General features: G+C 69.9%; 20 protein-coding genes and 1 pseudogene. 11 read left to right on the top strand and 10 right to left on the bottom strand.

All coding sequences use genetic code 11. The annotated features are described in order from the left end of the window. Positions 1–490 precede the first annotated feature (490 nt). Positions 491–1,618, bottom strand: a complete 1,128-nt coding sequence (gene dusB / locus AB0H78_RS34555) for a tRNA dihydrouridine synthase DusB (protein ID WP_363238744.1) — start codon at positions 1,616–1,618, stop codon at positions 491–493. 52 nt (positions 1,619–1,670) lie between these two features. Here dusB and AB0H78_RS34550 point away from each other — a divergent pair, with 52 nt between their 5' ends. Continuing rightward, positions 1,671–3,125, top strand: coding sequence for an MFS transporter (locus AB0H78_RS34550; protein ID WP_363238743.1), 1,455 nt, complete (start codon positions 1,671–1,673; stop codon positions 3,123–3,125). On the opposite strand, the gene AB0H78_RS34545 is transcribed toward AB0H78_RS34550, so the two are convergent. Next, the gene (locus AB0H78_RS34545) at positions 3,098–3,952 is read right to left on the bottom strand and encodes a helix-turn-helix transcriptional regulator (protein ID WP_363238742.1); all 855 of its coding nucleotides are present in this window, start codon (positions 3,950–3,952) and stop codon (positions 3,098–3,100) included. The two genes, AB0H78_RS34550 and AB0H78_RS34545, sit on opposite strands and share 28 nt — an antisense overlap. Positions 3,953–4,053: 101 nt before the next feature. Here AB0H78_RS34545 and AB0H78_RS34540 point away from each other — a divergent pair, with 101 nt between their 5' ends. Further along, positions 4,054–5,502 (top strand): MFS transporter, encoded by a 1,449-nt coding sequence (locus tag AB0H78_RS34540; RefSeq protein ID WP_363238741.1) that lies wholly within the window; start codon positions 4,054–4,056, stop codon positions 5,500–5,502. Positions 5,503–5,589: 87 nt separating this feature from the next. Here the strand turns inward: AB0H78_RS34540 and AB0H78_RS34535 are convergent, their stop codons facing one another. Further along, entirely contained in the window at positions 5,590–5,793 is a 204-nt protein-coding gene (locus tag AB0H78_RS34535) for a DUF6243 family protein (protein WP_363238740.1), read from the bottom strand. 112 nt (positions 5,794–5,905) lie between these two features. Here AB0H78_RS34535 and AB0H78_RS34530 point away from each other — a divergent pair, with 112 nt between their 5' ends. Next, entirely contained in the window at positions 5,906–6,913 is a 1,008-nt protein-coding gene (locus AB0H78_RS34530; protein ID WP_363238739.1) for an aldo/keto reductase, read from the top strand. A gap of 52 nt (positions 6,914–6,965) precedes the next feature. Beyond that, positions 6,966–7,547, top strand: a complete 582-nt coding sequence (locus AB0H78_RS34525; protein WP_363238738.1) for a TetR family transcriptional regulator — start codon at positions 6,966–6,968, stop codon at positions 7,545–7,547. 15 nt (positions 7,548–7,562) lie between these two features. Here the strand turns inward: AB0H78_RS34525 and AB0H78_RS34520 are convergent, their stop codons facing one another. The 4 genes from AB0H78_RS34520 to AB0H78_RS34505 all read right to left on the bottom strand — a co-directional run bounded on the left by AB0H78_RS34520 (position 7,563) and on the right by AB0H78_RS34505 (position 10,537). Beyond that, the gene (locus AB0H78_RS34520; protein ID WP_363238737.1) at positions 7,563–7,781 is read right to left on the bottom strand and encodes a hypothetical protein; all 219 of its coding nucleotides are present in this window, start codon (positions 7,779–7,781) and stop codon (positions 7,563–7,565) included. Between the two features lie 61 nt (positions 7,782–7,842). Beyond that, on the bottom strand, positions 7,843–8,664 hold the full coding sequence (locus tag AB0H78_RS34515; protein ID WP_363238736.1) for a DUF4097 family beta strand repeat-containing protein: 822 nt from the start codon (positions 8,662–8,664) through the stop codon (positions 7,843–7,845). Beyond that, complete coding sequence (locus tag AB0H78_RS34510) at positions 8,661–9,311, bottom strand: response regulator transcription factor (protein ID WP_363238735.1); 651 nt, start codon at positions 9,309–9,311, stop codon at positions 8,661–8,663. Before AB0H78_RS34510 ends, AB0H78_RS34515 begins: the two co-directional genes overlap by 4 nt. Further along, positions 9,299–10,537, bottom strand: a complete 1,239-nt coding sequence (locus AB0H78_RS34505) for a histidine kinase (protein WP_363238734.1) — start codon at positions 10,535–10,537, stop codon at positions 9,299–9,301. The genes AB0H78_RS34510 and AB0H78_RS34505 overlap by 13 nt, the downstream gene beginning before the upstream one ends. A 176-nt stretch (positions 10,538–10,713) precedes the next feature. Between AB0H78_RS34505 and AB0H78_RS34500 the strand changes: the two genes are divergently transcribed. Together AB0H78_RS34500 and AB0H78_RS34495 are read left to right on the top strand one after the other, a co-directional pair. Further along, a complete protein-coding gene (locus tag AB0H78_RS34500) occupies positions 10,714–11,118 on the top strand; it encodes a hypothetical protein (protein WP_363238733.1) in 405 nt (134 codons plus the stop codon). Positions 11,119–11,164: 46 nt separating this feature from the next. Beyond that, positions 11,165–11,962 carry an AAC(3) family N-acetyltransferase gene (locus tag AB0H78_RS34495; protein WP_363238732.1) on the top strand — a complete coding sequence of 266 codons (798 nt, stop codon included), beginning with the start codon at positions 11,165–11,167 and terminating at the stop codon, positions 11,960–11,962. Here the strand turns inward: AB0H78_RS34495 and AB0H78_RS34490 are convergent. Both AB0H78_RS34490 and AB0H78_RS34485 read right to left on the bottom strand, forming a co-directional pair. Beyond that, a complete protein-coding gene (locus AB0H78_RS34490; RefSeq protein ID WP_363238802.1) occupies positions 11,959–12,432 on the bottom strand; it encodes a GNAT family N-acetyltransferase in 474 nt (157 codons plus the stop codon). The genes AB0H78_RS34495 and AB0H78_RS34490 overlap by 4 nt on opposite strands. Before the next feature lie 18 nt (positions 12,433–12,450). Then, positions 12,451–13,038: pseudogene (locus AB0H78_RS34485) on the bottom strand (GNAT family protein); the annotation flags it as partial. Between the two features lie 80 nt (positions 13,039–13,118). Here AB0H78_RS34485 and AB0H78_RS34480 point away from each other — a divergent pair. Both AB0H78_RS34480 and AB0H78_RS34475 read left to right on the top strand, forming a co-directional pair. After that, positions 13,119–13,697 (top strand): helix-turn-helix domain-containing protein, encoded by a 579-nt coding sequence (locus tag AB0H78_RS34480; RefSeq protein ID WP_363238731.1) that lies wholly within the window; start codon positions 13,119–13,121, stop codon positions 13,695–13,697. A gap of 97 nt (positions 13,698–13,794) precedes the next feature. Then, on the top strand, positions 13,795–15,102 hold the full coding sequence (locus AB0H78_RS34475; protein ID WP_363238730.1) for an MFS transporter: 1,308 nt from the start codon (positions 13,795–13,797) through the stop codon (positions 15,100–15,102). Positions 15,103–15,191: 89 nt separating this feature from the next. On the opposite strand, the gene AB0H78_RS34470 is transcribed toward AB0H78_RS34475, so the two are convergent. Continuing rightward, entirely contained in the window at positions 15,192–16,574 is a 1,383-nt protein-coding gene (locus AB0H78_RS34470) for a glycine--tRNA ligase (RefSeq protein ID WP_363238728.1), read from the bottom strand. Between the two features lie 167 nt (positions 16,575–16,741). On the opposite strand from AB0H78_RS34470, the gene AB0H78_RS34465 reads away from it, so the two are divergent. Genes AB0H78_RS34465 through AB0H78_RS34455 form a run of 3 tightly spaced genes read left to right on the top strand, consistent with a single transcriptional unit; the run spans position 16,742 to position 19,427 of the window. Further along, positions 16,742–17,710, top strand: a complete 969-nt coding sequence (locus AB0H78_RS34465) for a metal ABC transporter substrate-binding protein (protein ID WP_363238727.1) — start codon at positions 16,742–16,744, stop codon at positions 17,708–17,710. Positions 17,711–17,754: 44 nt separating this feature from the next. Beyond that, positions 17,755–18,522, top strand: coding sequence for a metal ABC transporter ATP-binding protein (locus AB0H78_RS34460; protein ID WP_363238800.1), 768 nt, complete (start codon positions 17,755–17,757; stop codon positions 18,520–18,522). After that, positions 18,519–19,427: a metal ABC transporter permease gene (locus tag AB0H78_RS34455; protein ID WP_363238726.1), complete on the top strand. Its 909-nt coding sequence runs from the start codon at positions 18,519–18,521 to the stop codon at positions 19,425–19,427. Before AB0H78_RS34460 ends, AB0H78_RS34455 begins: the two co-directional genes overlap by 4 nt. The last annotated feature ends 6 nt before the right edge of the window (positions 19,428–19,433 follow it).

Genomic DNA, 19,433 nt, shown 5'->3' with positions numbered 1-19,433 from the left:
CAGATCGAAAGTGACGGACGAGTAGCAACAGCCCACACCCTGCGTTCACCTCTTAAAGTGAACAGTACGCAGCGCAACGGGAATTCTGCATTCCACTCACACCGGGTGAGGACGGCTCGATCCATCGAACGAGAAAAGGGTGGCACTCAGTGCCACCCTTTGGAGAGATGCATGCACCTCGAAATCGCTCATCTGAGCGCCACCCCTATCAAGGGTGGCGAGAATCACGCGCTGAGAACCCCCGGAATCCCAGATCCCGGACCCCTTCGTGGACACCGGCAGGCTGCCACGAGCACCATCCAGGTCCACGAGCAGCACCCGCCGACGGCGGGAAGCCCCACAGGAAAACCCGCACGATGCCCCTCTCCCCGCACGGGTGGTGCGGGTGGGAACCACAAGCGCGGCCGCAGGCCGTGCGCACCACCACGGGCCCGCGGCCGACAACGAACCCCGGCAACCCCACCGCGCCCACCCCAGCCGCACCCCCCACTCACCCTCCGGAGGAATCGAGCTCCGCCTCCGCGCTCACGCCCGAGCAGTCGTACGGGTCCTTGAGCCACCCGTCGGGCAGCACGACCCGGTTGTTCCCCGACGTACGCCCCCGGGGCCCGTCCGCCCCCACCGGCCACGCCTGGTCCAGGTCGAGTCCGCTCAGGTGAGCGTCCATCTCGGCCAGCGACGACGTCACCGCCAGCGCCCGCCGCATCTCGGAGCCGACCGCGAACCCCTTCAGATACCAGGCCACGTGCTTACGGAAGTCGATGACGCCCCGCGCCTCGTCCCCGATCCACTCCCCCAGCAGCTCCGCATGGCGCCGCATGATCACGGCAACCTCCCGAAGCGTCGGAGTGGCCCGCGCCTCGGACCCCTCGAAGGCGGCCACCAGATCCCCGAACAGCCAGGGCCGCCCCAGGCACCCGCGCCCCACGACCACCCCGTCGCACCCGGTCTCGCGGACCATCCGCAGCGCGTCGTCCGCGGACCAGATGTCCCCGTTCCCCAGCACGGGGATCTCGGGCACATGCTCCTTCAGCCGCGCGATCGCGTCCCAGTCCGCGGTGCCCCCGTAGTGCTGGGCGGCGGTCCGCCCGTGCAGCGCGATGGCGGTGACCCCCTCCTCGACAGCGATCCGGCCGGCGTCCAGATACGTCATGTGGTCGTCGTCGATGCCCTTGCGCATCTTCATCGTGACCGGCAGATCCCCGGCGTTGGAGACCGCCTCGTGCAGGATCGCCCGCAGCAGCGGCCGCTTGTACGGCAGCGCGGACCCGCCGCCCTTCCTGGTCACCTTCGGCACAGGGCACCCGAAGTTCAGGTCGATGTGATCCGCGAGATCTTCGTCCACGATCATCCGCACGGCCTTGCCCACTGTGACGGGATCCACCCCGTACAGCTGGATCGACCGAGGCGTCTCGGTCTTGTCGAAATGAATGAGATGCATGGTCTTCTCATTGCGTTCGACCAGCGCCCGCGTCGTGATCATCTCGCTGACGAACAGCCCCTTCCCGCCGCTGAATTCACGGCAGAGGGTACGGAAAGGCGCGTTGGTGATGCCCGCCATGGGGGCGAGCACGACGGGCGGCTGCACCTGGTGGGGGCCGATGTTGAGCGTGGTCATTCCCCCATTGTCGCGTACGCGGGCACTCATTAGTTAGCCGTACTATCGACACATGCCTGAGCTCAGCCACCGCCGGCGGATGCTGGTCCTGGCGATCTGCTGCATGAGCCTGCTGATCGTCAGTCTCGACAACACCGTCCTCAACGTCGCCCTCCCTTCCATGCAGAAGGAGCTCGACGCCTCCCTCGCCGGGATGCAGTGGACGATCGACGCGTACACCCTGGTCCTCGCCTCGCTCCTGATGCTCGCGGGCTCCACCGCCGACCGCATCGGCCGCCGCAAGGTCTTCAAGGCCGGGCTCGTCATCTTCAGCGTCGGATCGCTCCTGTGCTCCGTCGCCCCCAACCTCGAATCGCTGGTCGCCTTCCGCATGATCCAGGCGATCGGCGGCTCGATGCTCAATCCGGTCGCGATGTCGATCATCACCAACACCTTCACCGAACCCCGCGAACGCGCCCGCGCCATCGGCGTCTGGGGCGGCGTGGTCGGCATCTCGATGGCCGCGGGTCCGGTGATCGGCGGCCTCCTCGTCGACTCCGTCGGCTGGCGCTCGATCTTCTGGATCAACCTCCCGGTCGGCCTCGCGGCCCTCTTCCTCACCTGGCGCTACATCCCCGAGTCCCGCGCCCCCAAGGGCCGCCGCCCCGACCCCGTCGGCCAGCTCCTGGTCATCGCGCTGCTCGGCTCCCTGACGTACGCGATCATCGAAGCGCCCAAGGCGGGCTGGACCTCCCCCGAGATCCTGCTCTTCGCGGCGCTCGCCGTCGCCGCCCTCGTCGGCCTTCTCCTGTACGAACCCCGGCGCGCCGAGCCCCTCATCGACCTGCGCTTCTTCCGGTCCGCGCCCTTCAGCGGCGCCACGGTCATCGCGATCTGCGCCTTCGCCGCACTCGGCGGCTTCCTCTTCCTCAACACCCTCTATCTGCAGAACGTCCGGGGCCTCTCCGCCCTGCACGCCGGCCTCTACATGCTGCCGATGGCCGCCATGACACTGGTCTGCGCGCCGATCTCGGGCCGCGTCGTCGGCAACCGCGGACCACGCATCTCCCTGGTCGTCGCGGGCATCACGATGGCGGCCAGCGGACTGCTGTTCGCGGTCTTCGACGCGGAGTCCTCCCTGCCGCTGCTCTTCACCGGGTACGTCCTCTTCGGCATCGGTTTCGGCGCGGTCAACGCCCCCATCACCAACACCGCGGTCTCCGGAATGCCCCGCACCCAGGCGGGCGTGGCCTCCGCGGTCGCCTCCACCAGCCGCCAGTTCGGCCAGACGCTGGGCGTGGCCGTGATCGGAGCGGTGCTGGCCTCGGGCGTCGGCGCCTCTTCGTACGCGGACGGTTTCGTCGACGCGAGCCGTCCGGCCTGGTGGATCATCACCGGGTGCGGTCTGGCCGTACTGCTCGTGGGTCTGCTGACGAGCGGCACCTGGGCGCGTACGACGGCGCTGCGGACGGCGGAAAGGCTGGAGGCCCCCGAAACGGCTCAGGCCGCCACAGGCGCCAACGCGTAGAGCCGCTCCAGCCGCTCGCGGGAGTCCGCGTCGATCGGGACGTAGGTGACGAGCCGGGGGCCGGAGCTGGGGCCGAGCCAGAGGTTGGTGTGCTCCAGGTGCATCAGGCCGACATGGCGGTTCCGGATGTGCTTCGCCCGGCCGCCCTGGTCGACGATCTCGTGCTTGGCCCACACCTCCCGGAATTCGGGCGACTCGGTCTCCAGCCGCTTGACCAGCGCCTTCCAGGCGGGCTCTGCGAGGTGTCCGGCCATGGAGGCACGGAACTTGGCGGCCATCAAGCGGCTCGCCTCGCGTATCTCGACGACCGAGGCCCGCCACTCCTCGTCACAGAACGCCAGCCACAGGCTGTTGCGGTCCGCCGGGTCCAGCGCGTCCAGGTCCCGGTGCAGACGGCCGTACGTGCGGTTGTACGCGAGGATGTCGTACCGGCTGTTCATGATGCACGCGGGGATCGGATCGAGCTGCTCCATCAAGGTCCGGAGCGCGGGCGTGGCGGTGGGACAGTCGGCGTTCGGCGCGGGGTCGGCGGCCTCTGCGAGCGAGAAGAGGTGGGAGCGCTCGCTGCGGTCGAGCAGCAGCGCGCGGGCTATGGCGTCCAGGACCTGCGGCGAGACCTGGATCTCGCGGGCCTGCTCGAGCCAGGTGTACCAAGTGACCCCGACGGCCGCGAGGTGCGCGACCTCTTCACGGCGCAGCCCCGGTGTGCGGCGGCGGGCTCCGCGGGGCAGGCCCACCTGCTCGGGCGTGATGCGTTCGCGGCGACTGCGCAGGAAAGCGGCCAGCTCGTGCCTGCGTACATCGCTCTCGGGCGCCATGGTGGTCATGCATCCAGAGTGCCGCACCCGTCAGCCCGTTGCCAGGTACTGCTACTACCAGGATAAGGAGACTCTGGTACCCGTCTGAGTGCTGGAGGATTCTCGATGCCGTGAGTACTGCATCTGCGACCACCCCGTCCACCGCAACCCCGACCGTCCGCCGCCACGACCACTCCACCCCCGTGCTCGGCGCGCTCGGACTCTTCACCGTGCTGCTCGGTGGAGCGCTTCCTCTGATCGACTTCTTCATCGTCAACGTCGCGCTGCCGACCATCGAGCACGACCTCTCCGCGAGCACCGCCGTGCTGGAACTGGTGGTCGCCGGCTACGGAGTCGCGTACGCCGTCCTGCTCGTCCTGGGCGGCCGGCTCGGCGACATGGTCGGCCGGCGGCGGCTCTTCCTCCTCGGCATGGCGGCCTTCGGCCTCACCTCGCTGGCCTGCGGCCTCGCACCCGGTGCCTGGTCGCTGGTCGGAGCGCGGGTGGCGCAGGGCGCGGCGGCCGCGCTGATGATGCCGCAGGTGCTCGCCACCATCCAGGCCACGACCACCGGTGAGCGCAGGGCGAAGGCGATGAGCCTGTACGGCGCGACGGCCGGGCTCTCCATGGTCGCCGGGCAGATCCTCGGCGGCGTACTGGTGGCGGCCGACATCGCCGGCTCCGGCTGGCGTGCGATCTTCCTGGTCAATGTGCCGGTCGCGATCGTCGGCCTGGTGCTGGCGGCGCGTGCCGTCCCGGAGACCCGCGCCGAGAAGCCCGCCCCGGTCGACGTGCCCGGGACGCTGCTTCTCGCACTGTCCTTGATCACCCTGCTGGCCCCGCTGACCGAGGGAAGAGCGGCCGGCTGGCCGCTGTGGACCTGGATCTCGCTGGCCGTCTTCCCGTTCGCAGCGGCGGCCTTCTTCTTGACCGAACGGGCTGCGGACCGGCGCGGTGAGGTTCCGCTGGTGCCGCCGAGCCTGCTGCGGCTGCACTCGCTGCGCAGCGGACTCGCGATGGTGCTGCCCTTCTCGATCGGCTTCGGCGGCTTCATGTTCGTGATCGCCGTCGCCCTGCAGCAGGGGCTGCGCATGGGACCTGTCGCCGCCGGTCTGGCCCTGGCGCCGATGGCGAGCGCCTTCTTCGTCGCCTCGCTCGCCGGGCCGCGCCTGGTCGGCAGGTTCGGCAGCCGGGTGGTCACGGCGGGCGGCCTGATCCAGGCCGTGGGCGTGATCACGATCGCGGCGACCGTGTGGTGGGGCTGGGACGGACTCGGCATCGCGGGCCTGGCGCCGGGTACGGCGCTGGCCGGCTTCGGCCAGGGGCTCCAACTGCCCGTACTGATGCGGATCGTGCTGTCCGACGTCCCCTCCGAGCGGGCGGGCGTGGGCAGTGGGGTCCTGGCGACCACCCAGCAGTCCGCGCTGGCGCTGGGGGTGGCCACGCTGGGCACCCTCTTCCTGAGCCTGGCCTCCTCCGCGGGGATGCGGGAGGCGCTGGCGGTCACCTTGCTCATCCAGCTCGCGGCGATCGCGCTCACGGCACTCCTGAGCCTTCGACTGCCGCGCAGCGTCGGCTAGTCGGCGAGGCGAGAAGAGGCGAAGACAACTGTGGGCCCGGAACACCGAGGTGTTCCGGGCCCACAGCCATGCACAACAGAGGCGGGATCAGTCCTGTGCGTCGGCCTGCGCCGTCTCCGCGCCTTCGCTGCCCGCCGCCCGCTCACGCATCTTGCGGAGGAGGTCCTGCTTCTGGTCTGCCGCGGACTTGCGGTCGTCGGCGCTTGCGGTGGCCGAACTCTGAGCTCCGGAGCGGGAGATCTTCGTACGCTGCCCGCCCACGCCGAGAAGGTTGTTTCGACTCTTAGCCATGCAGGTCACAGTACCGGGCGGGCCTGGGCGGGGGGCGTGATTTCACGACCTGCTGACACATGACGACTGACAGATATTGAAATCTGTCAGTCGTCATGCCATAGTTGTCCGCATGAGTACTTCACGCACCCTCGGCTCCACCGGTCCCCAGGTCTCCGCCCTCGGCCTCGGCTGCATGGGCATGTCCGCGCTGTACGGAGAGGCGGACCGCACCGAATCGATCGCCACCATCCACGCCGCCCTGGACGCGGGCATCACGCTCCTGGACACCGGCGACTTCTACGGAATGGGCCACAACGAACTGCTCATCAACGAAGCCCTGCGCACCGCACCGGCCGCCCGGCGCGAACAGGCCCTCACCAGCGTGAAGTTCGGCGCCCTGCGCACCGTCGAGGGCGGCTTCACCGGGTACGACGGCCGTCCGGACGCCGTGAAGAATTTCGCGGCGTACTCCCTGCAGCGCCTCGGCACCGACCACATCGACATCTACCGCATCGCCCGCGTCGACCCTGACGTGCCCATCGAGGAGACCGTCGGCGCCATCGCCGAGCTGGTCGAGGCCGGCCATGTCCGCCACATCGGCCTCTCCGAGGTCGGCGCCGACACCATCCGCCGGGCCGCCGCCACCGCCCCCATCTCGGACCTGCAGATCGAGTACTCCCTGATCTCGCGCTCCATCGAGGCCGAGATCCTGCCGACCCTGCGCGAGCTGGGCATCGGCGTCACGGCGTACGGAGTCCTCTCCCGCGGCCTCATCAGCGGCCACTTCACCCGTGACCGCGAGCTGGCGCCGGGCGACTTCCGCGGGATGAGCCCGCGCTTCCAGGGCGACAACCTCCAGCACAATCTGAATCTGGTCGACGCACTGCGCAAGATCGCCGAGCAGAAGGGCGTGTCCGTCGCCCAGATCGCCATCGCCTGGGTGGCGGCCCAGGGTGAGGACATCGTCCCGCTGGTCGGTGCCCGCAGCCGCGACCGTCTCTCCGAGGCGCTCGGCGCACTCGACGTGACGCTCACCGCCGACGATCTCGCAGCCATCGAGCAGGCCGTCCCCGCCGGCGCCGCGGCCGGTGACCGGTACCCCACGAACCAGATGGCCCACCTGGACAGCGAGCGCTGACCTCCGGGTACGGTCGGCCGAGACCCACTCCTCCGAAAGGCGGCGCAACCACATGACGCCCGAAGCCCTGACTCCCGAGCGCATCCTCGAAGCGACCGAGGACGTGCTGCGGCGCCACGGCCCGGCCAAGGCGACCGTCGTGGACGTGGCGCGGGTCCTCGGAGTCAGCCACGGCAGCGTCTACCGCCACTTCCGCACGAAGGCCGCGCTGCGCGAAGCCGTCACCGAGCGCTGGCTCGGTCGCACGGAGGAGGCCCTCGCGAAGATCACCGCCGATGCCGCCGAGCCCGCCCCGGCCAAGCTGGAACACTGGCTGAGCACACTGTTCGAAGCCAAGCGCCACAAGGCGGGCGACGACCCCGAGCTGTTCGCCACGTACACCGTGCTGCTCGACGGAAGCAGCGTGGTCGAGCGTCATCTGGCCGAATTGCTGGGCCAGGTGCGGGAGATCATCGAACAGGGCGCGCGCGAAGGAGACTTCGCGGTGGACGATGCCGGGGCCGCGGCCCAGGCGGTGTTCAGCGCCACGGCCCGCTTCCACGACCCTGGTTACGCGGCGGAGTGGCGGCGGCCCACCATCGAAGCGGAGTTCAGTGCGGTGTCGGGCCTGCTGATGCGCGGGCTCCGGACGTAACGGACGCTGTCGGCGTCAGCCGGAGGCCGTGCCCGCGCCGGGGTCCACCGTGGCCTGGTGGGCGTCGGCCAGATGTTCCTCCGCCTTGAGCCACGGCAGGAACTGCGTGTTCTTGCGCCAGCCGCAGGTGTCGCAGGTCAACGCCCGCTGAATGCCCGCTTTCTGGACGTGTACGACATGTTCGCGTCCGTGCTGGTCCCATCTGCTGACCTTGCTGGTGGTCATGGACGGCATGGGTGCCCCCTTGCTCGGAGGCGGCCCAGTCTGCCGTACGGCCGAGATCACCAGCACCCGATCACCCTCGCGGATATCCGAGCCATACGGTTCCCGACCCCGAGGACGCGTCGATCACCCGGTCCGACGCCGGGTCGATGAGGGCGCTGTCGATCTCTCTGCTTCCCGAGCGGGCGGATCCCTGCACCCGGTAGCGGCTGCCCGGTGGAAGGGTCGCGGAGAATTCTCCCGAGCCGACCGAACCGGTCAACTCCCGGGGCGGGGCGGCGAAATCGAGCGACACCTCGCCCGATCCCGCGTGGGCGTCCACCGTCTGCGACCCGAGCGCCACACCCTCGACGGACCCCGAGCCCACCCGGACATGCGTCGGTCCGCGCACCCCGTACAGCCGCACGGATCCCGAGGTGGACTTCACGTCCAGCACGCCCGCGAGGCCGCTGACCCGTACCGGGCCCGAACCACTCACCACCTTCACGGAAATCCCTGCGGGCACCGCCAGTTCGAGCTTCACCGAGCAGCCCAGGCTGGTGAGGGCGAGCGTTCCGTCGCAGGCCGTGGACACCTTCAGGGTGTCGCCGTACCAGCTCTTGCTCACGACCGGCCGGCGCAGCGACCAGTTCAGCTCCTGGTGGATCCTCACCTCGCTGTCGGTCCCGGCGCTCACCGACACCTCGGAGCTCCCGCCGTCCACCTCCACCGCCTTCACCGGATGCTGCTCGGTGGTCTCGGTCGAGGTGTACGAGCGGGACTGGCGGGCGAGTTGGGCCCAGGCCTCGGCACTCACCGGCGCCACGATCAGCAGCGCACTGAGCACGGCGACGGTGATCCACAGACCACGGCGGCGCGGCCCGGGCGCCTGGGGCGGACGGGGCGCGTCGCTCATGCGGCGCCGTCGAGGAAGCGCAGTACGGCGAGGACCCGCCGGTGGTCGGCGTCCGCCTGCCCCAGGTCCAGCTTCGCGAAGATGCTGTTGATGTGCTTGGCGACGGCGCTCTCGCTGACCACCAGTTCCTTGGCGACGCCGGCATTGGACCGCCCCTCGGCCATCAGCGCCAGCACCTCGCGTTCGCGCGGGGTGAGCCGGTCCAGCGGATCGGGCCCGCCGCGCCGCAGCAGCAGCTGCGCCACGACCTGCGGGTCCAGCGCGGTGCCGCCGGCCGCCACACGCCGTATCGCGTCGATGAACTCCTCCACGTCCGCGACCCGTTGCTTGAGCAGATAGCCGAAGCCACCGCTCTGGGAGGTGAGCAGATCGGCGGCGTACCGCTCCTCGACGTACTGCGAGAGCAGCAGCACCGCGGTGTCCGGCCACTGCTGCCTGATCATCAGCGCGGCCCTGACGCCCTCGTCCGTGAAGCCGGGCGGCATCCGCACGTCCACCAGCGCCAGCCGCGGCCGGTGCTCCTCCACCGCGGCCAGCAGCCCCTCCGCATCGCCCGCTTCGGCGGCGACCTCGAATCCGGCCATCTCCAGGACCTTGACGAGTCCGATCCTCAGCAGGACCGAGTCCTCGGCGATCACAGCCCGCACGGCAGCTCCACAGTGATGACAGTCGGCCCCCCGCGGGGGCTGTTGATCCGGATCGTTCCGTCGACCGACCCTACGCGTTTGGCGAGCCCGGCCAGACCGGTCCCGCGCGAGGTGTCCGCGCCGCCGACCCCGTCGTCGGTGACGGTGACCCGCAGCCGGTCCCCGATGCGCTCGAGCTGTACGGAGACGTGCTCCGCGCGGGCGTGCTTGGCGACGTTGGCGAGGGTTTCGGACACCACGAAGTACGCCACCGCCTCCACGGTCGGCGACGGCCGCACCGCGATGTCGACGCTCAGCTCCACCGGCAGGGGCGCCCGGGCTGCGATCCCCGAGAGCGCCGCATCGAGCCCGCGGTCCTCCAGGACCGCCGGATGCAGCCCGCGCACCAGGTTGTTCAGCTCCTCGATGGCCTCTTTGGCCTCGCGGTGGGCCTCGTCGATGACCGCTCTCGCCTCCGGCGGCAGGTCGGTCAGCGTGGCCCGCGCGATCCCCAGGTTCATGGCCAGGGCCACCAGCCGCTGCTGCGCCCCGTCGTGCAAGTCCCGCTCGATACGCCGCCGTTCGAGGTCCGCCGCATCCACCACTCCCGCCCGGCTCTCCGCCAGGTCCTCCACGCGCCGCTCCAGCTCCTTGGCCCGGTTGGGACCCAGGAGCGCGGCGGCGGCGTTCGTGTCGACCCGTACGACCGCGGCGGCCAGCCAGGGTGCGGCCAGGAGGAGAAGCACCCCGACGACGGTGAGCAGCACGTACGCGTCGGTCCACCCCGGCAGACGTGCGTCGAGCGGCAGCGCCCACACCCAGGAGAAGACCAGCGCCCCGGCGGCACCCGCGATCCAGGCGCAGACGACGAGGGCCCCGGCGAGGCCGGCGAGCGGCGAGACGACGAGGTGGTAGCCGTACTGCCGCCAGGTCGACTCGGCCCGCAGCCGGCCGGCGAGGCCGCGCACGGTGTACCGCGCGTTCCGCCAACGGATCTTCGGGATGTCGAGGCCGAGCAGCGACCAGAAGCGGCTGCGCTGCACCGCGGTGAGCAGCGGATTGAGCAGGAGCACGAAGACCAGGGTGGAGACGATGTGCTTGGCGCTCGGGTGGGAGAAGGTGAACGCCAGGGCCAGCGCGATCAGTGCCGCCATGGGGACCCCGGCGACGGCGAAGGCGGTGTTGCGCCACGCCCAGGCCGACCACGGAGCGTGCCCGGCGGCCCAGGAGATGAAGCGCTTCGGCATGCCCACACCGTAGATGGCCAGCTCAGGAGGTGCCATCACCCTGCTGCCCGTATCGGGGGTAACGCTGGTGCCACCCCAAGTCGGACAGCAGCGTTACTGACGGTCGACGGCGGAGAAGGGACGGTTGATCGTGAGCCCGGGAGCCGGGTCCACGACCCCGAGAGGCAGTCCACGCCATGGCCGTCATCGCACTCAACGCCCGTTGCGAACCCCGGCAGTTGACGGGCCGCCTGCTCACCGGCGCGGGTCTGGCCCTGCTCCCCTGGATGGGATACATGGCAGCCACGATGCCTCCCGCGAAGGCCGCCGCGTGGATCGCCCTGGATGCGCTGGAGGCGGCCTGTCTCGTGCTCGCGGGCACCCGGCTGGCCCGTGGCAGCGGCGGCCATCACACGGCCGCCGCCGGCGCCGCGGCACTCCTGCTCGTCGACGCCACGACCGATCTGCTGACCGCGGCTCCCGGCGCCGAGCTGGCGCTCGCGGTGGCCATGGCGGTGGCCGCGGAGATTCCGCTGGCCGCGCTCTGCGCCGTACTGGCACGGCAGCCGCGCACGGAGACCGTTGTCAGTGGTGCCAGGTAGCTTCGGGAGAGTACGGAAACAGGATCGAGACCGCGATGGAGACACGATGGGCACGACGGAGCTGACGGCTGCCGACCTTCTGGAGGGCTGGCGCAAGGCGGGTGTGGAGGAGGGCATGACGCTGATCGTGCATGCCTCGCTCTCCAGCCTCGGCCCCGTGGCCGGCGGCGCCGCGACCGTGGTCGAGAGCCTGCGGACCGCGGTCGGCCCCTCGGGGACGCTGGTGGTGCCCGCCTTCACCTGGCAGGTCACCGATCCTGCCCCGGAGCACACGGGCGCCCCCGACCCTGCGACGGCCGCGCTCCGTGCCGCGGTGCCCGCTTTCCATGCCGATCTGCGGTCCACGGAGATGGGTGCGATATCCGAGACGCTCCGCGCCCTGCCCGAGAGCGTGCGCAGCTCTCATCCGCAGGCTTCGGTCGCCGCCGTGGGCGCCCGCGCCGCCGAGATCACCGCCCGCCAGCCCCTCGGTTTCGCGATAGGCCCCGACTCGCCCTTCGGCCGTGTCCACGAGGCCGGCGGCCACATCCTGCTGATCGGCGTGGGCCACAACCGCAACACCTTCCTGCACTACGCGGAGACGCTCACCCCGCGCCCCCGCCTCAAGCTCCGCCGCTTCCCCCTGGTCGTCGACGGCGAGCGCATCTGGGCGGAGACGGTGGACGTCGGCAATGACAACGGCAGGCATTTCCCCACGGTGGGGCGGGAGTTCGAGGAGTACGCGGGCACGGTGGAGACGACGGTGGGCGATGCCCCCTGCCGCCTCGTCCCGCTGGAGCCGTTCATCGCCTTCGCGGTCCCCCGCCTGACCGAACTGCTCGCCGAGGACGAGGCCGCAGCCTAGGAGGTGGCGACCGACGCCACCTGGTACACCTGCAGGCCGATCCGCTGCGCATGGCGCTCGTACACCGCCTGCGCCCGGAAGTTGTCGTCTCCCGTCAGCCACCGCACGGCGGCCCATCCCTCCTCGGCGGCGATCCTGCGCACCTCGCGGATGAGGGCGTCGGCGACGCCTTCGCCGCGGTGCGCGGGGTCGACGTAGAGATCGTCGAGGAAGCAGCCGGTCGCACCCCGCGTGGTCCAGTTCCAGGGCCGGTAGTGCGCGAGGCCGATGGGGCGGTCGTCCTGGTCGCGCGCCACGATGCAGTACGCCGCGGTCCCGGGATCCTGGATCCACGCCCAGACCCGGTCGACGTGAGAGGCATCGGCGTCGACGTCGTAGAAGGCGCAGTACTGCTCGAAGAGCGGCTGCCACCGCGCCCGGTCCTCGGGTCGTACGGCAGTGATCCTGACCCCTTCACCGCGCGTGCGCACCGCTCCCCGCGCCCCTTCGACCCGCGCGACGAGCCGCTGCTTGGCGACGCCCCACTCCCCGCTCAGCATCGAGAAGTACACGCTGTCGCGCCAGCTCCCGTCCGGACGGCGCCGCTCGCGCCGGTGCACACCCTCACGGTGTGCGCCGAGGGCGGCGATGGCGCGCTGCGAACGGGTGTTGAGGATGTCGGTCTTCCACTGCACGCGCCCCATCCCGAGATCCTCGAAGGCGTGGGTGAGCAGCAGCAGCTTGGCTTCGGCGTTGACGGCGGTGCCCCACCAGGCGCGTCCGTACCAGGTCCAGCCGATCTCGACGCGCTCGTCCTCGGCGGACGGGTCCAGAAAGGTGGTCCAGCCGACGGCCTTTCCGCTCTCCGACTCCACCACCGCGAAAGGGGTGATGGGGCGTGCGCCGGGCGCCAGCAGCGACTCGACCACGGAACGCATCTCGGCCTCGGTGCGCGGCGTCTCCACCGGCAGCAACCCCCAGACCCCGTCATCCCCGCCGCCTGCGGCGAAGAGGTCGGGGACATGGGCGAGCGTCAGGGGTTCGAGGCGGATGTGCTGCCCCTGGAGCACAACGGGGGCCGGGATCTTGGCTGTCATGACGCCGATCGTAGAATTCTTTTGCACTGTTCACAAGATCGATTCGCACTAGTGCAATCCAATCCCGGTAGCCTGCGGACATGCCCAGTGAGAAGCCCGTCAGGACGATCGACGCCCGCAGCCTGCGGGCCCTGGCGCACCCCCTGCGGGTGCGCATGCTGGAGTCGCTGCGGCTGAACGGGCCCGCGACCTCGTCCAAGCTGGCCGAGGAGTTCGGCGAGAACACCGGCACCGTGAGCTGGCATCTGCGCAACCTCGCCGAGCACGGGTTCATCGAGGAGGAAGTCGACCGCGGCACCAAGCGGGAGCGGTGGTGGCGCGCCGTCGAGGGGACCCATGTGCTGCACAGCTCGGAGATGCGCAAGAACCCGGAATCGCGCGCGGCCGTCGACCTGTATCTGCAGGAGATGGTGCGCGAGGTGAACGAGAAGCTGACCACCTACCTCGCACAGGACTGGCCTGTCGAGTGGGAGCGGTCCTGGCTCCTCGGGAACTGGGACGACCTGCGGCTGACTCCGGAGCAAGTCGACGCGTTGAACGCCGAATTGACGGGCGTCATCGAGAAGTACACCTCCCCGAAGGGGGCCGAGCCCGAGCCGGGAGCCCTGCCGGTCAGCGTGCAGCTCCAGACCTTCCCGCGCCACGAGGGCAGGCGCTGACCCGGCAGTCACGCCGCGGAAAAAGATGCGGAGAAAGTTGCAGAGACTTCTCTGCAACCACTATGCAGAGAAGTCTCTGCAAGGTAGTTTCATGGTCATGACGACGACGGACGACTCCCCGCGCACCACCCCGCGCCGCCGCAGCCTCCTCCTCCGCAACCGCGACTTCCGCTCGCTGTGGACCGGCTCGACGACCGGCAGGTACGGCGCCTCGGTGACCTCCGTCGCCCTCCCCCTCGTAGCCGTCACCATGCTCCACGCCTCCACCCTCCAGGTGGGCCTGCTCACCGCCGCGACCTGGCTCCCCTGGCTGCTCATCGGGCTCCCGGCCGGCGCCTGGGTGGACCGGCTGCCGCGCCGGCCGGTCATGCTGGCCGCCGACGCCGCCGCCCTCCTGCTCTTCGGCGCGATACCCGTTGCCGCCTGGCTGGGTCTGCTCTCGATGACGTATCTGCTGGTCACCGCAGTCCTCGTGGGGACAGCGACGGTCTTCTTCCAGACCGCCTACACCGCCCTGCTCCCCCACCTCGTCGCACCCGAGGACCAGGCCGAGGGCAACGCCAAGCTGCACGGCGGCGAGTCGGCCGCTCAACTCGCCGGCTACGGATCCGGGGGCTTCCTGGTCCAGGCGATGGGCGCGGCCAACGGACTCTTCGTCAACGCCGCCACCTTCGCCGTCTCCTTCGCCTGCGTCCTGCGCATCCGCCACCGCGAACCCGCGAAGCCCGCAGTCGTCCGACGACGCGGTGCGCTCGCCCGGGAGATAGCCGAGGGGCTCCGGCTGACCTTCGGCGACGGATATCTGCGCGCCCTCGCGATCAACAGCGGCGCCTCCAACCTGGCGCTGATGGCCTACCAGTCGATCCTCGTGGTCTTCCTGGTCCGCGAGGTCCACCTCACCTCGGGCACCATCGGCGCCCTGATGACCGGCGGCGGCATCGGCGGCATCCTCGGCGCGTTCGCCACCCGCCGCCTCGCGGCCCGTATCGGCACCGCTCGCGCCCTGCTCTTCTTCGAGATGGCAGTCCCGTCCCTGGCCCTGCTCATCCCGCTGACCACCCGAGGGTTCGGCCTGGTGCTCTTCGCGATCGGCTACAGCGCGGTGTCCTTCGGGGTGACCGCCGGGAACATCCTGTCCTCGACCTTCCGCCAGCAGTACTGCCCGGCGGACATCCTGGGCCGGACCGCCACCTCGGGCCGCTTCCTCAGCTACGGCACGATCCCGCTCGGCGCCCTCCTCGGCGGCACGCTCGGCGAGACCCTGGGGACCCGGCCCGCCCTGTGGATCTGCATATCGGGCCTCCCGCTCGCGGCCTCGCTGCTGTTCTTCTCCCCGATCCGCCGCCACCGCGATCTGCCGACGCAGCCGCCCGCCACGGCCCGGGCACTGCAGACCGCCGCCTGACGCCTCTTGACCAGCGCCGTCCGGGCAGCACCGAGCCCCCGGTCCCAACTCCTGGGACCGGGGGCTCGGTTGCGTACGTACAGGTGCTGCTAGCAGCCCAGCAGGCGGCTGCCGAGGTACGTCTGGATCTGGTCCAGCGAAACGCGCTCCTGCTTCATCGTGTCGCGCTCGCGCACGGTCACCGCGTTGTCGTCCAGGGTGTCGAAGTCGACGGTCACGCAGAACGGCGTGCCGATCTCGTCCTGGCGGCGGTAGCGGCGGCCGATGGCGCCCGCGTCGTCGAACTCGATGTTCCAGTTCTGCCGCAGGTCGGACGCGAGGCCCTTGGCCTTCGGCGACAGCTGCGGGTTGCGCGACAGCGGCAGGACCGCGACCTTGACCGGGGCCAGGCGGTGGTCGAAGCGCATCACGGTGCGCTTCTCCATGACGCCCTTGGCGTTCGGGGCCTCGTCCTCGTTGTACGCGTCCAGCATGAAGGCCAGCATCGAGCGGCCGACACCGGCTGCCGGCTCGATGACGTACGGCGTGTAGCGCTCGCCCTTCTCCTGGTCGAAGTAGGAGAGGTCGGTGCCGGACGCCTTGGCGTGCGCCGAGAGGTCGAAGTCGGTGCGGTTGGCGACGCCTTCCAGCTCGCCCCACTCGCTGCCGCCGAAGCGGAAGCGGTACTCGATGTCAGCGGTGCGCTTGGAGTAGTGGGAGAGCTTCTCCGCCGGGTGCTCGTACCAGCGCATGTTCTCTTCCCGCATGCCCAGGCCGCGGTACCAGTTCCAGCGCTGCTCCATCCAGTACTCCTGCCACTGCTCGTCCTCGCCCGGCTTGACGAAGAACTCCATCTCCATCTGCTCGAACTCGCGCGTGCGGAAGATGAAGTTGCCGGGCGTGATCTCGTTGCGGAAGGACTTGCCCATCTGCGCGATGCCGAACGGCGGCTTCTTGCGCGAGGACTGCTGGACCTGGCCGAAGTTGGTGAAGATGCCCTGCGCCGTCTCGGGACGCAGGTACGCGACCGAGCCGCTGTCCTGCGTCGGGCCGAGGTGGGTGGAGAGCAGACCCGAGAAGTTCTTCGGCTCGGTGAAGGTGCCCTTGTTGCCGCAGTGGGGGCAGTTGATGTCGGCGAGGCCGTTCGCGGGGGCGTGGCCGTGCTTCTCCTCGTACGCCTCCTCCAGGTGGTCCGCGCGGAAGCGCTTGTGGCAGGAGGTGCACTCGGTAAGGGGGTCGCTGAAGGTCGCGACGTGGCCGGAGGCCTCCCAGACCTCGGGGGCCAGGATCACGGACGAGTCGAGACCGACCACGTCCTCGCGCGCGGTGACCATGTAGCGCCACCACTGGCGCTTCAGGTTTTCCTTCAGCTCGACACCCAGCGGACCGTAATCCCAGGCAGCCTTCTGGCCACCGTAGATCTCACTGCACTGGTAGACGAAGCCACGGCGCTTGCTCAGGCTGACGATGGTGTCGATCTTGTCGGCGGCCACGGTGCTCTCTTCATTACGACGACGGCGAACGGCGGAATGCTTCAGGTTACCGGCGGCCGCACCCCCTGGATCAAATCGGTATCGGGTAAGAGCCTGCACAGACCGTGCGAGAGCCCCCCGAACCTCCTTGTTGACAATCGTTTCCACTTTAGTTGAAAATGAGTGTCATGAACGTTCGACGCCGCCTCATACCCGCGACCGCCACCGCCGGAGCCGTAGCCCTAGGCCTCGTGGTCCTCTCCGCCTGCTCGGGATCGCCCGCCTCCACGGCGAAGGCCGAGGGGAAGCTGGATGTGATGGCGTCCTTCTATCCCATGCAGTTCCTGGCCGAGGAGATCGGCGGCGACCACGTCTCGGTCACCAACCTCACCAAGCCCGGCGTCGAGCCGCACGACCTCGAACTCAGCCCCCGCCAGACCGCCTCCCTCTCCGAGGCCGACGCGATCATCTACCTCAAGGGCCTGCAGCCCGCCGTCGACGACGCGATCGCCCAGTCCGGCGTGAAGAACGTCGCCGACGCCGCATCGCTGACCTCCCTGGAGGACCACGGCACCGAGGTCGACGGCCACGACCACTCCACCGGCGACAACCACTCGCACTCCGAGGGCGAAGCGGGCGCCGACCCGCACATCTGGCTGGACCCGGTGAAGTACGCCGAGGTCGCCAAGGGCGTGAACAAGACCCTCGCCGCCGCGGATCCGGCCCACAAGGCGGAGTTCCAGAAGAACACCGACGAGCTCGTCAAGGAGCTGGGCGGGCTCGACACGGAGTTCGAGACGGGCCTGAAGAACCGCACCTCGGACACCTTCATCACCACCCACGCCGCCTTCGGCTACCTCGCCGAGCGCTATGGCCTCACGGAGGAGGCCATCAGCGGGATCGACCCGGAATCGGAGCCGAGCCTCTCCCGTGTGAAGGACCTCCACGCGCTGGCCAAGGAGCACGACGTCTCCACCGTCTTCTTCGAGACCCTCGCCAGCCCGGACACCGCCAAGACTCTCGCCGGCGACCTCGATCTGAAGACCGACGTCCTGGACCCGCTGGAGGGAATTACCAAGAAGTCCAAGGGCGATGACTACTTCGAGGTCATGAGGTCGAACCTGGCGGCACTACAGAAGGCCCTCGGCGCGAAGTGACCCCGGCACGCACAGCAACAGCAGCAACGGAGGCGCGACCCGTGATGGAAAACGAATCGGTCATATCCATGCGCGCGGCCACAGCCACGCTCGGCTCGCGCCCGGTGCTGCGCGGCATCGATCTCACCGTGCGCCGCGGCGAGGTCGTCGCCCTGCTCGGCGCCAACGGCTCGGGCAAGTCGACCGCCGTACGCGCCCTGATCGGCCAAGTCCCGCTCACCGGCGGCGAGATCAAGCTTTTCGGCACCCCGCGCGCCAAGTTCCGCTCCTGGTCGCGCATCGGTTACGTACCGCAGCGCACGACGGCTGCGGGCGGCGTGCCCGCGACGATCCGCGAGATCGTCGCCTCGGGGCGGCTCTCACGCAGGAAGCTCGGCATCCTGACGAAGGCCGACCGGGCAGCCGTCTCACGCGCGATCGAGACCGTCGGCCTCGCCGACCGGGCAGGCGACTCCGTCAACGCGCTCTCCGGCGGCCAGCACCAGCGCGTGCTGATCGCCCGTGCACTCGCCTCCGAACCCGAGCTGCTGATCATGGACGAGCCGATGGCGGGCGTCGACCTGGCCAGCCAGGAGATCCTCGCGCAGACCCTGCGCGAACAGGTCGAGGGCGGCGCGACGGTCCTTCTCGTACTGCACGAACTCGGCCCCCTGGAGCCGCTGATCGACCGCGCGGTGGTCCTGCGCGACGGCTGCGTCACCCACGACGGCCCGCCCCCCGAGTCGCTCGGCCAGCACGCGCTGCCCGGCCACGACCACGTCCACCCCCACAGCTCGTCCGCCGAGCCGATCCGTACGGGACTGCTGACATGATCACGGAAATGCTTCAGGCGCCCTTCATGCAGCGGGCGCTCATCGCCGCCGTCCTGGTCGGCATCACCGCCCCCGCCATCGGCATCTACCTCGTCCAGCGCCGCCAGGCGCTGATGGGCGACGGCATAGGCCACATCGCCATGACCGGCGTCGGCCTCGGCTTCCTGCTCAACACCAGCCCGGTCTGGATGGCGATGGCGGTGTCGGCGCTGGGTGCCGTGGCCATGGAACTGATCCGCAGTTTCGGCAAGATGCGCGGCGACCTCGCCCTCGCGATGCTCTTCTACGGCGGTATGGCAGGCGGTGTCCTGCTGATCAACCTGTCGGACACCGGCTCAAACGCCAACCTCATCACCTACCTCTTCGGCTCCCTGTCCATGGTCTCGCCCGCGGACGTCACGGCGATCGTCGTCCTCGCGGCCTTCGTGATCCTGGTGACGGTGGGCCTGCGGCGCCAGCTCTTCGCGGTCAGCCAGGACGAGGAGTTCGCCCGGGTCACGGGCCTGCCGGTCCGCGCCTTGAACCTCCTCATCGCGATCACGGCGGCGGTCACGGTGACCGTGGCGATGCGCGTGGTGGGCCTGCTGCTGGTGTCCGCGCTGATGGTGGTCCCGGTGGCGGCGGCGCAGCAGATCTCGAAGTCGTTCGCCGTGACGTTCACGCTGGCCGTGGCCATCGGCACGGCGGTATCACTCACCGGCACCGTCACCTCGTACTACCAGGACGTGCCGCCGGGTCCGACGATCGTGATCGCCGCGATCGCCATCTTCATGGTCCTCACCGCCCTCGCCGCTCCACTGGCGCGAAGGCGGGCCAGGTCCACGGAGGCGGTACAGGCGGCGGACGCGTCCTGCGCGGTGGAAGTCCCGGCCGCACGTAGCTCCGCGGACTCGGTCAAGGCCTGATCAAGC

Origin of the sequence: Streptomyces sp. NPDC050738 (assembly GCF_040654175.1) — a bacterium.
Taxonomy (GTDB): domain Bacteria; phylum Actinomycetota; class Actinomycetes; order Streptomycetales; family Streptomycetaceae; genus Streptomyces.
The sequence above is the reverse complement of the archived record's forward strand: the minus strand, read 5'-3'. Positions and strand labels throughout refer to the sequence as shown.

Excerpts from the sequence above, each read along its gene's own strand:
- dusB (WP_363238744.1), bottom strand. The coding sequence starts at position 1,618 with ATGACCACGCTCAACATCGGCCCCCACCAGGTGCAGCCGCCCGTCGTG.
- AB0H78_RS34550 (WP_363238743.1), top strand. The coding sequence starts at position 1,671 with ATGCCTGAGCTCAGCCACCGCCGGCGGATGCTGGTCCTGGCGATCTGC.
- AB0H78_RS34545 (WP_363238742.1), bottom strand. The coding sequence starts at position 3,952 with ATGACCACCATGGCGCCCGAGAGCGATGTACGCAGGCACGAGCTGGCC.
- AB0H78_RS34535 (WP_363238740.1), bottom strand. The coding sequence starts at position 5,793 with ATGGCTAAGAGTCGAAACAACCTTCTCGGCGTGGGCGGGCAGCGTACG.
- AB0H78_RS34530 (WP_363238739.1), top strand. The coding sequence starts at position 5,906 with ATGAGTACTTCACGCACCCTCGGCTCCACCGGTCCCCAGGTCTCCGCC.
- AB0H78_RS34525 (WP_363238738.1), top strand. The coding sequence starts at position 6,966 with ATGACGCCCGAAGCCCTGACTCCCGAGCGCATCCTCGAAGCGACCGAG.
- AB0H78_RS34520 (WP_363238737.1), bottom strand. The coding sequence starts at position 7,781 with ATGCCGTCCATGACCACCAGCAAGGTCAGCAGATGGGACCAGCACGGA.
- AB0H78_RS34515 (WP_363238736.1), bottom strand. The coding sequence starts at position 8,664 with ATGAGCGACGCGCCCCGTCCGCCCCAGGCGCCCGGGCCGCGCCGCCGT.
- AB0H78_RS34505 (WP_363238734.1), bottom strand. The coding sequence starts at position 10,537 with ATGCCGAAGCGCTTCATCTCCTGGGCCGCCGGGCACGCTCCGTGGTCG.
- AB0H78_RS34500 (WP_363238733.1), top strand. The coding sequence starts at position 10,714 with ATGGCCGTCATCGCACTCAACGCCCGTTGCGAACCCCGGCAGTTGACG.
- AB0H78_RS34495 (WP_363238732.1), top strand. The coding sequence starts at position 11,165 with ATGGGCACGACGGAGCTGACGGCTGCCGACCTTCTGGAGGGCTGGCGC.
- AB0H78_RS34480 (WP_363238731.1), top strand. The coding sequence starts at position 13,119 with ATGCCCAGTGAGAAGCCCGTCAGGACGATCGACGCCCGCAGCCTGCGG.
- AB0H78_RS34475 (WP_363238730.1), top strand. The coding sequence starts at position 13,795 with ATGACGACGACGGACGACTCCCCGCGCACCACCCCGCGCCGCCGCAGC.
- AB0H78_RS34465 (WP_363238727.1), top strand. The coding sequence starts at position 16,742 with ATGAACGTTCGACGCCGCCTCATACCCGCGACCGCCACCGCCGGAGCC.
- AB0H78_RS34460 (WP_363238800.1), top strand. The coding sequence starts at position 17,755 with ATGGAAAACGAATCGGTCATATCCATGCGCGCGGCCACAGCCACGCTC.
- AB0H78_RS34455 (WP_363238726.1), top strand. The coding sequence starts at position 18,519 with ATGATCACGGAAATGCTTCAGGCGCCCTTCATGCAGCGGGCGCTCATC.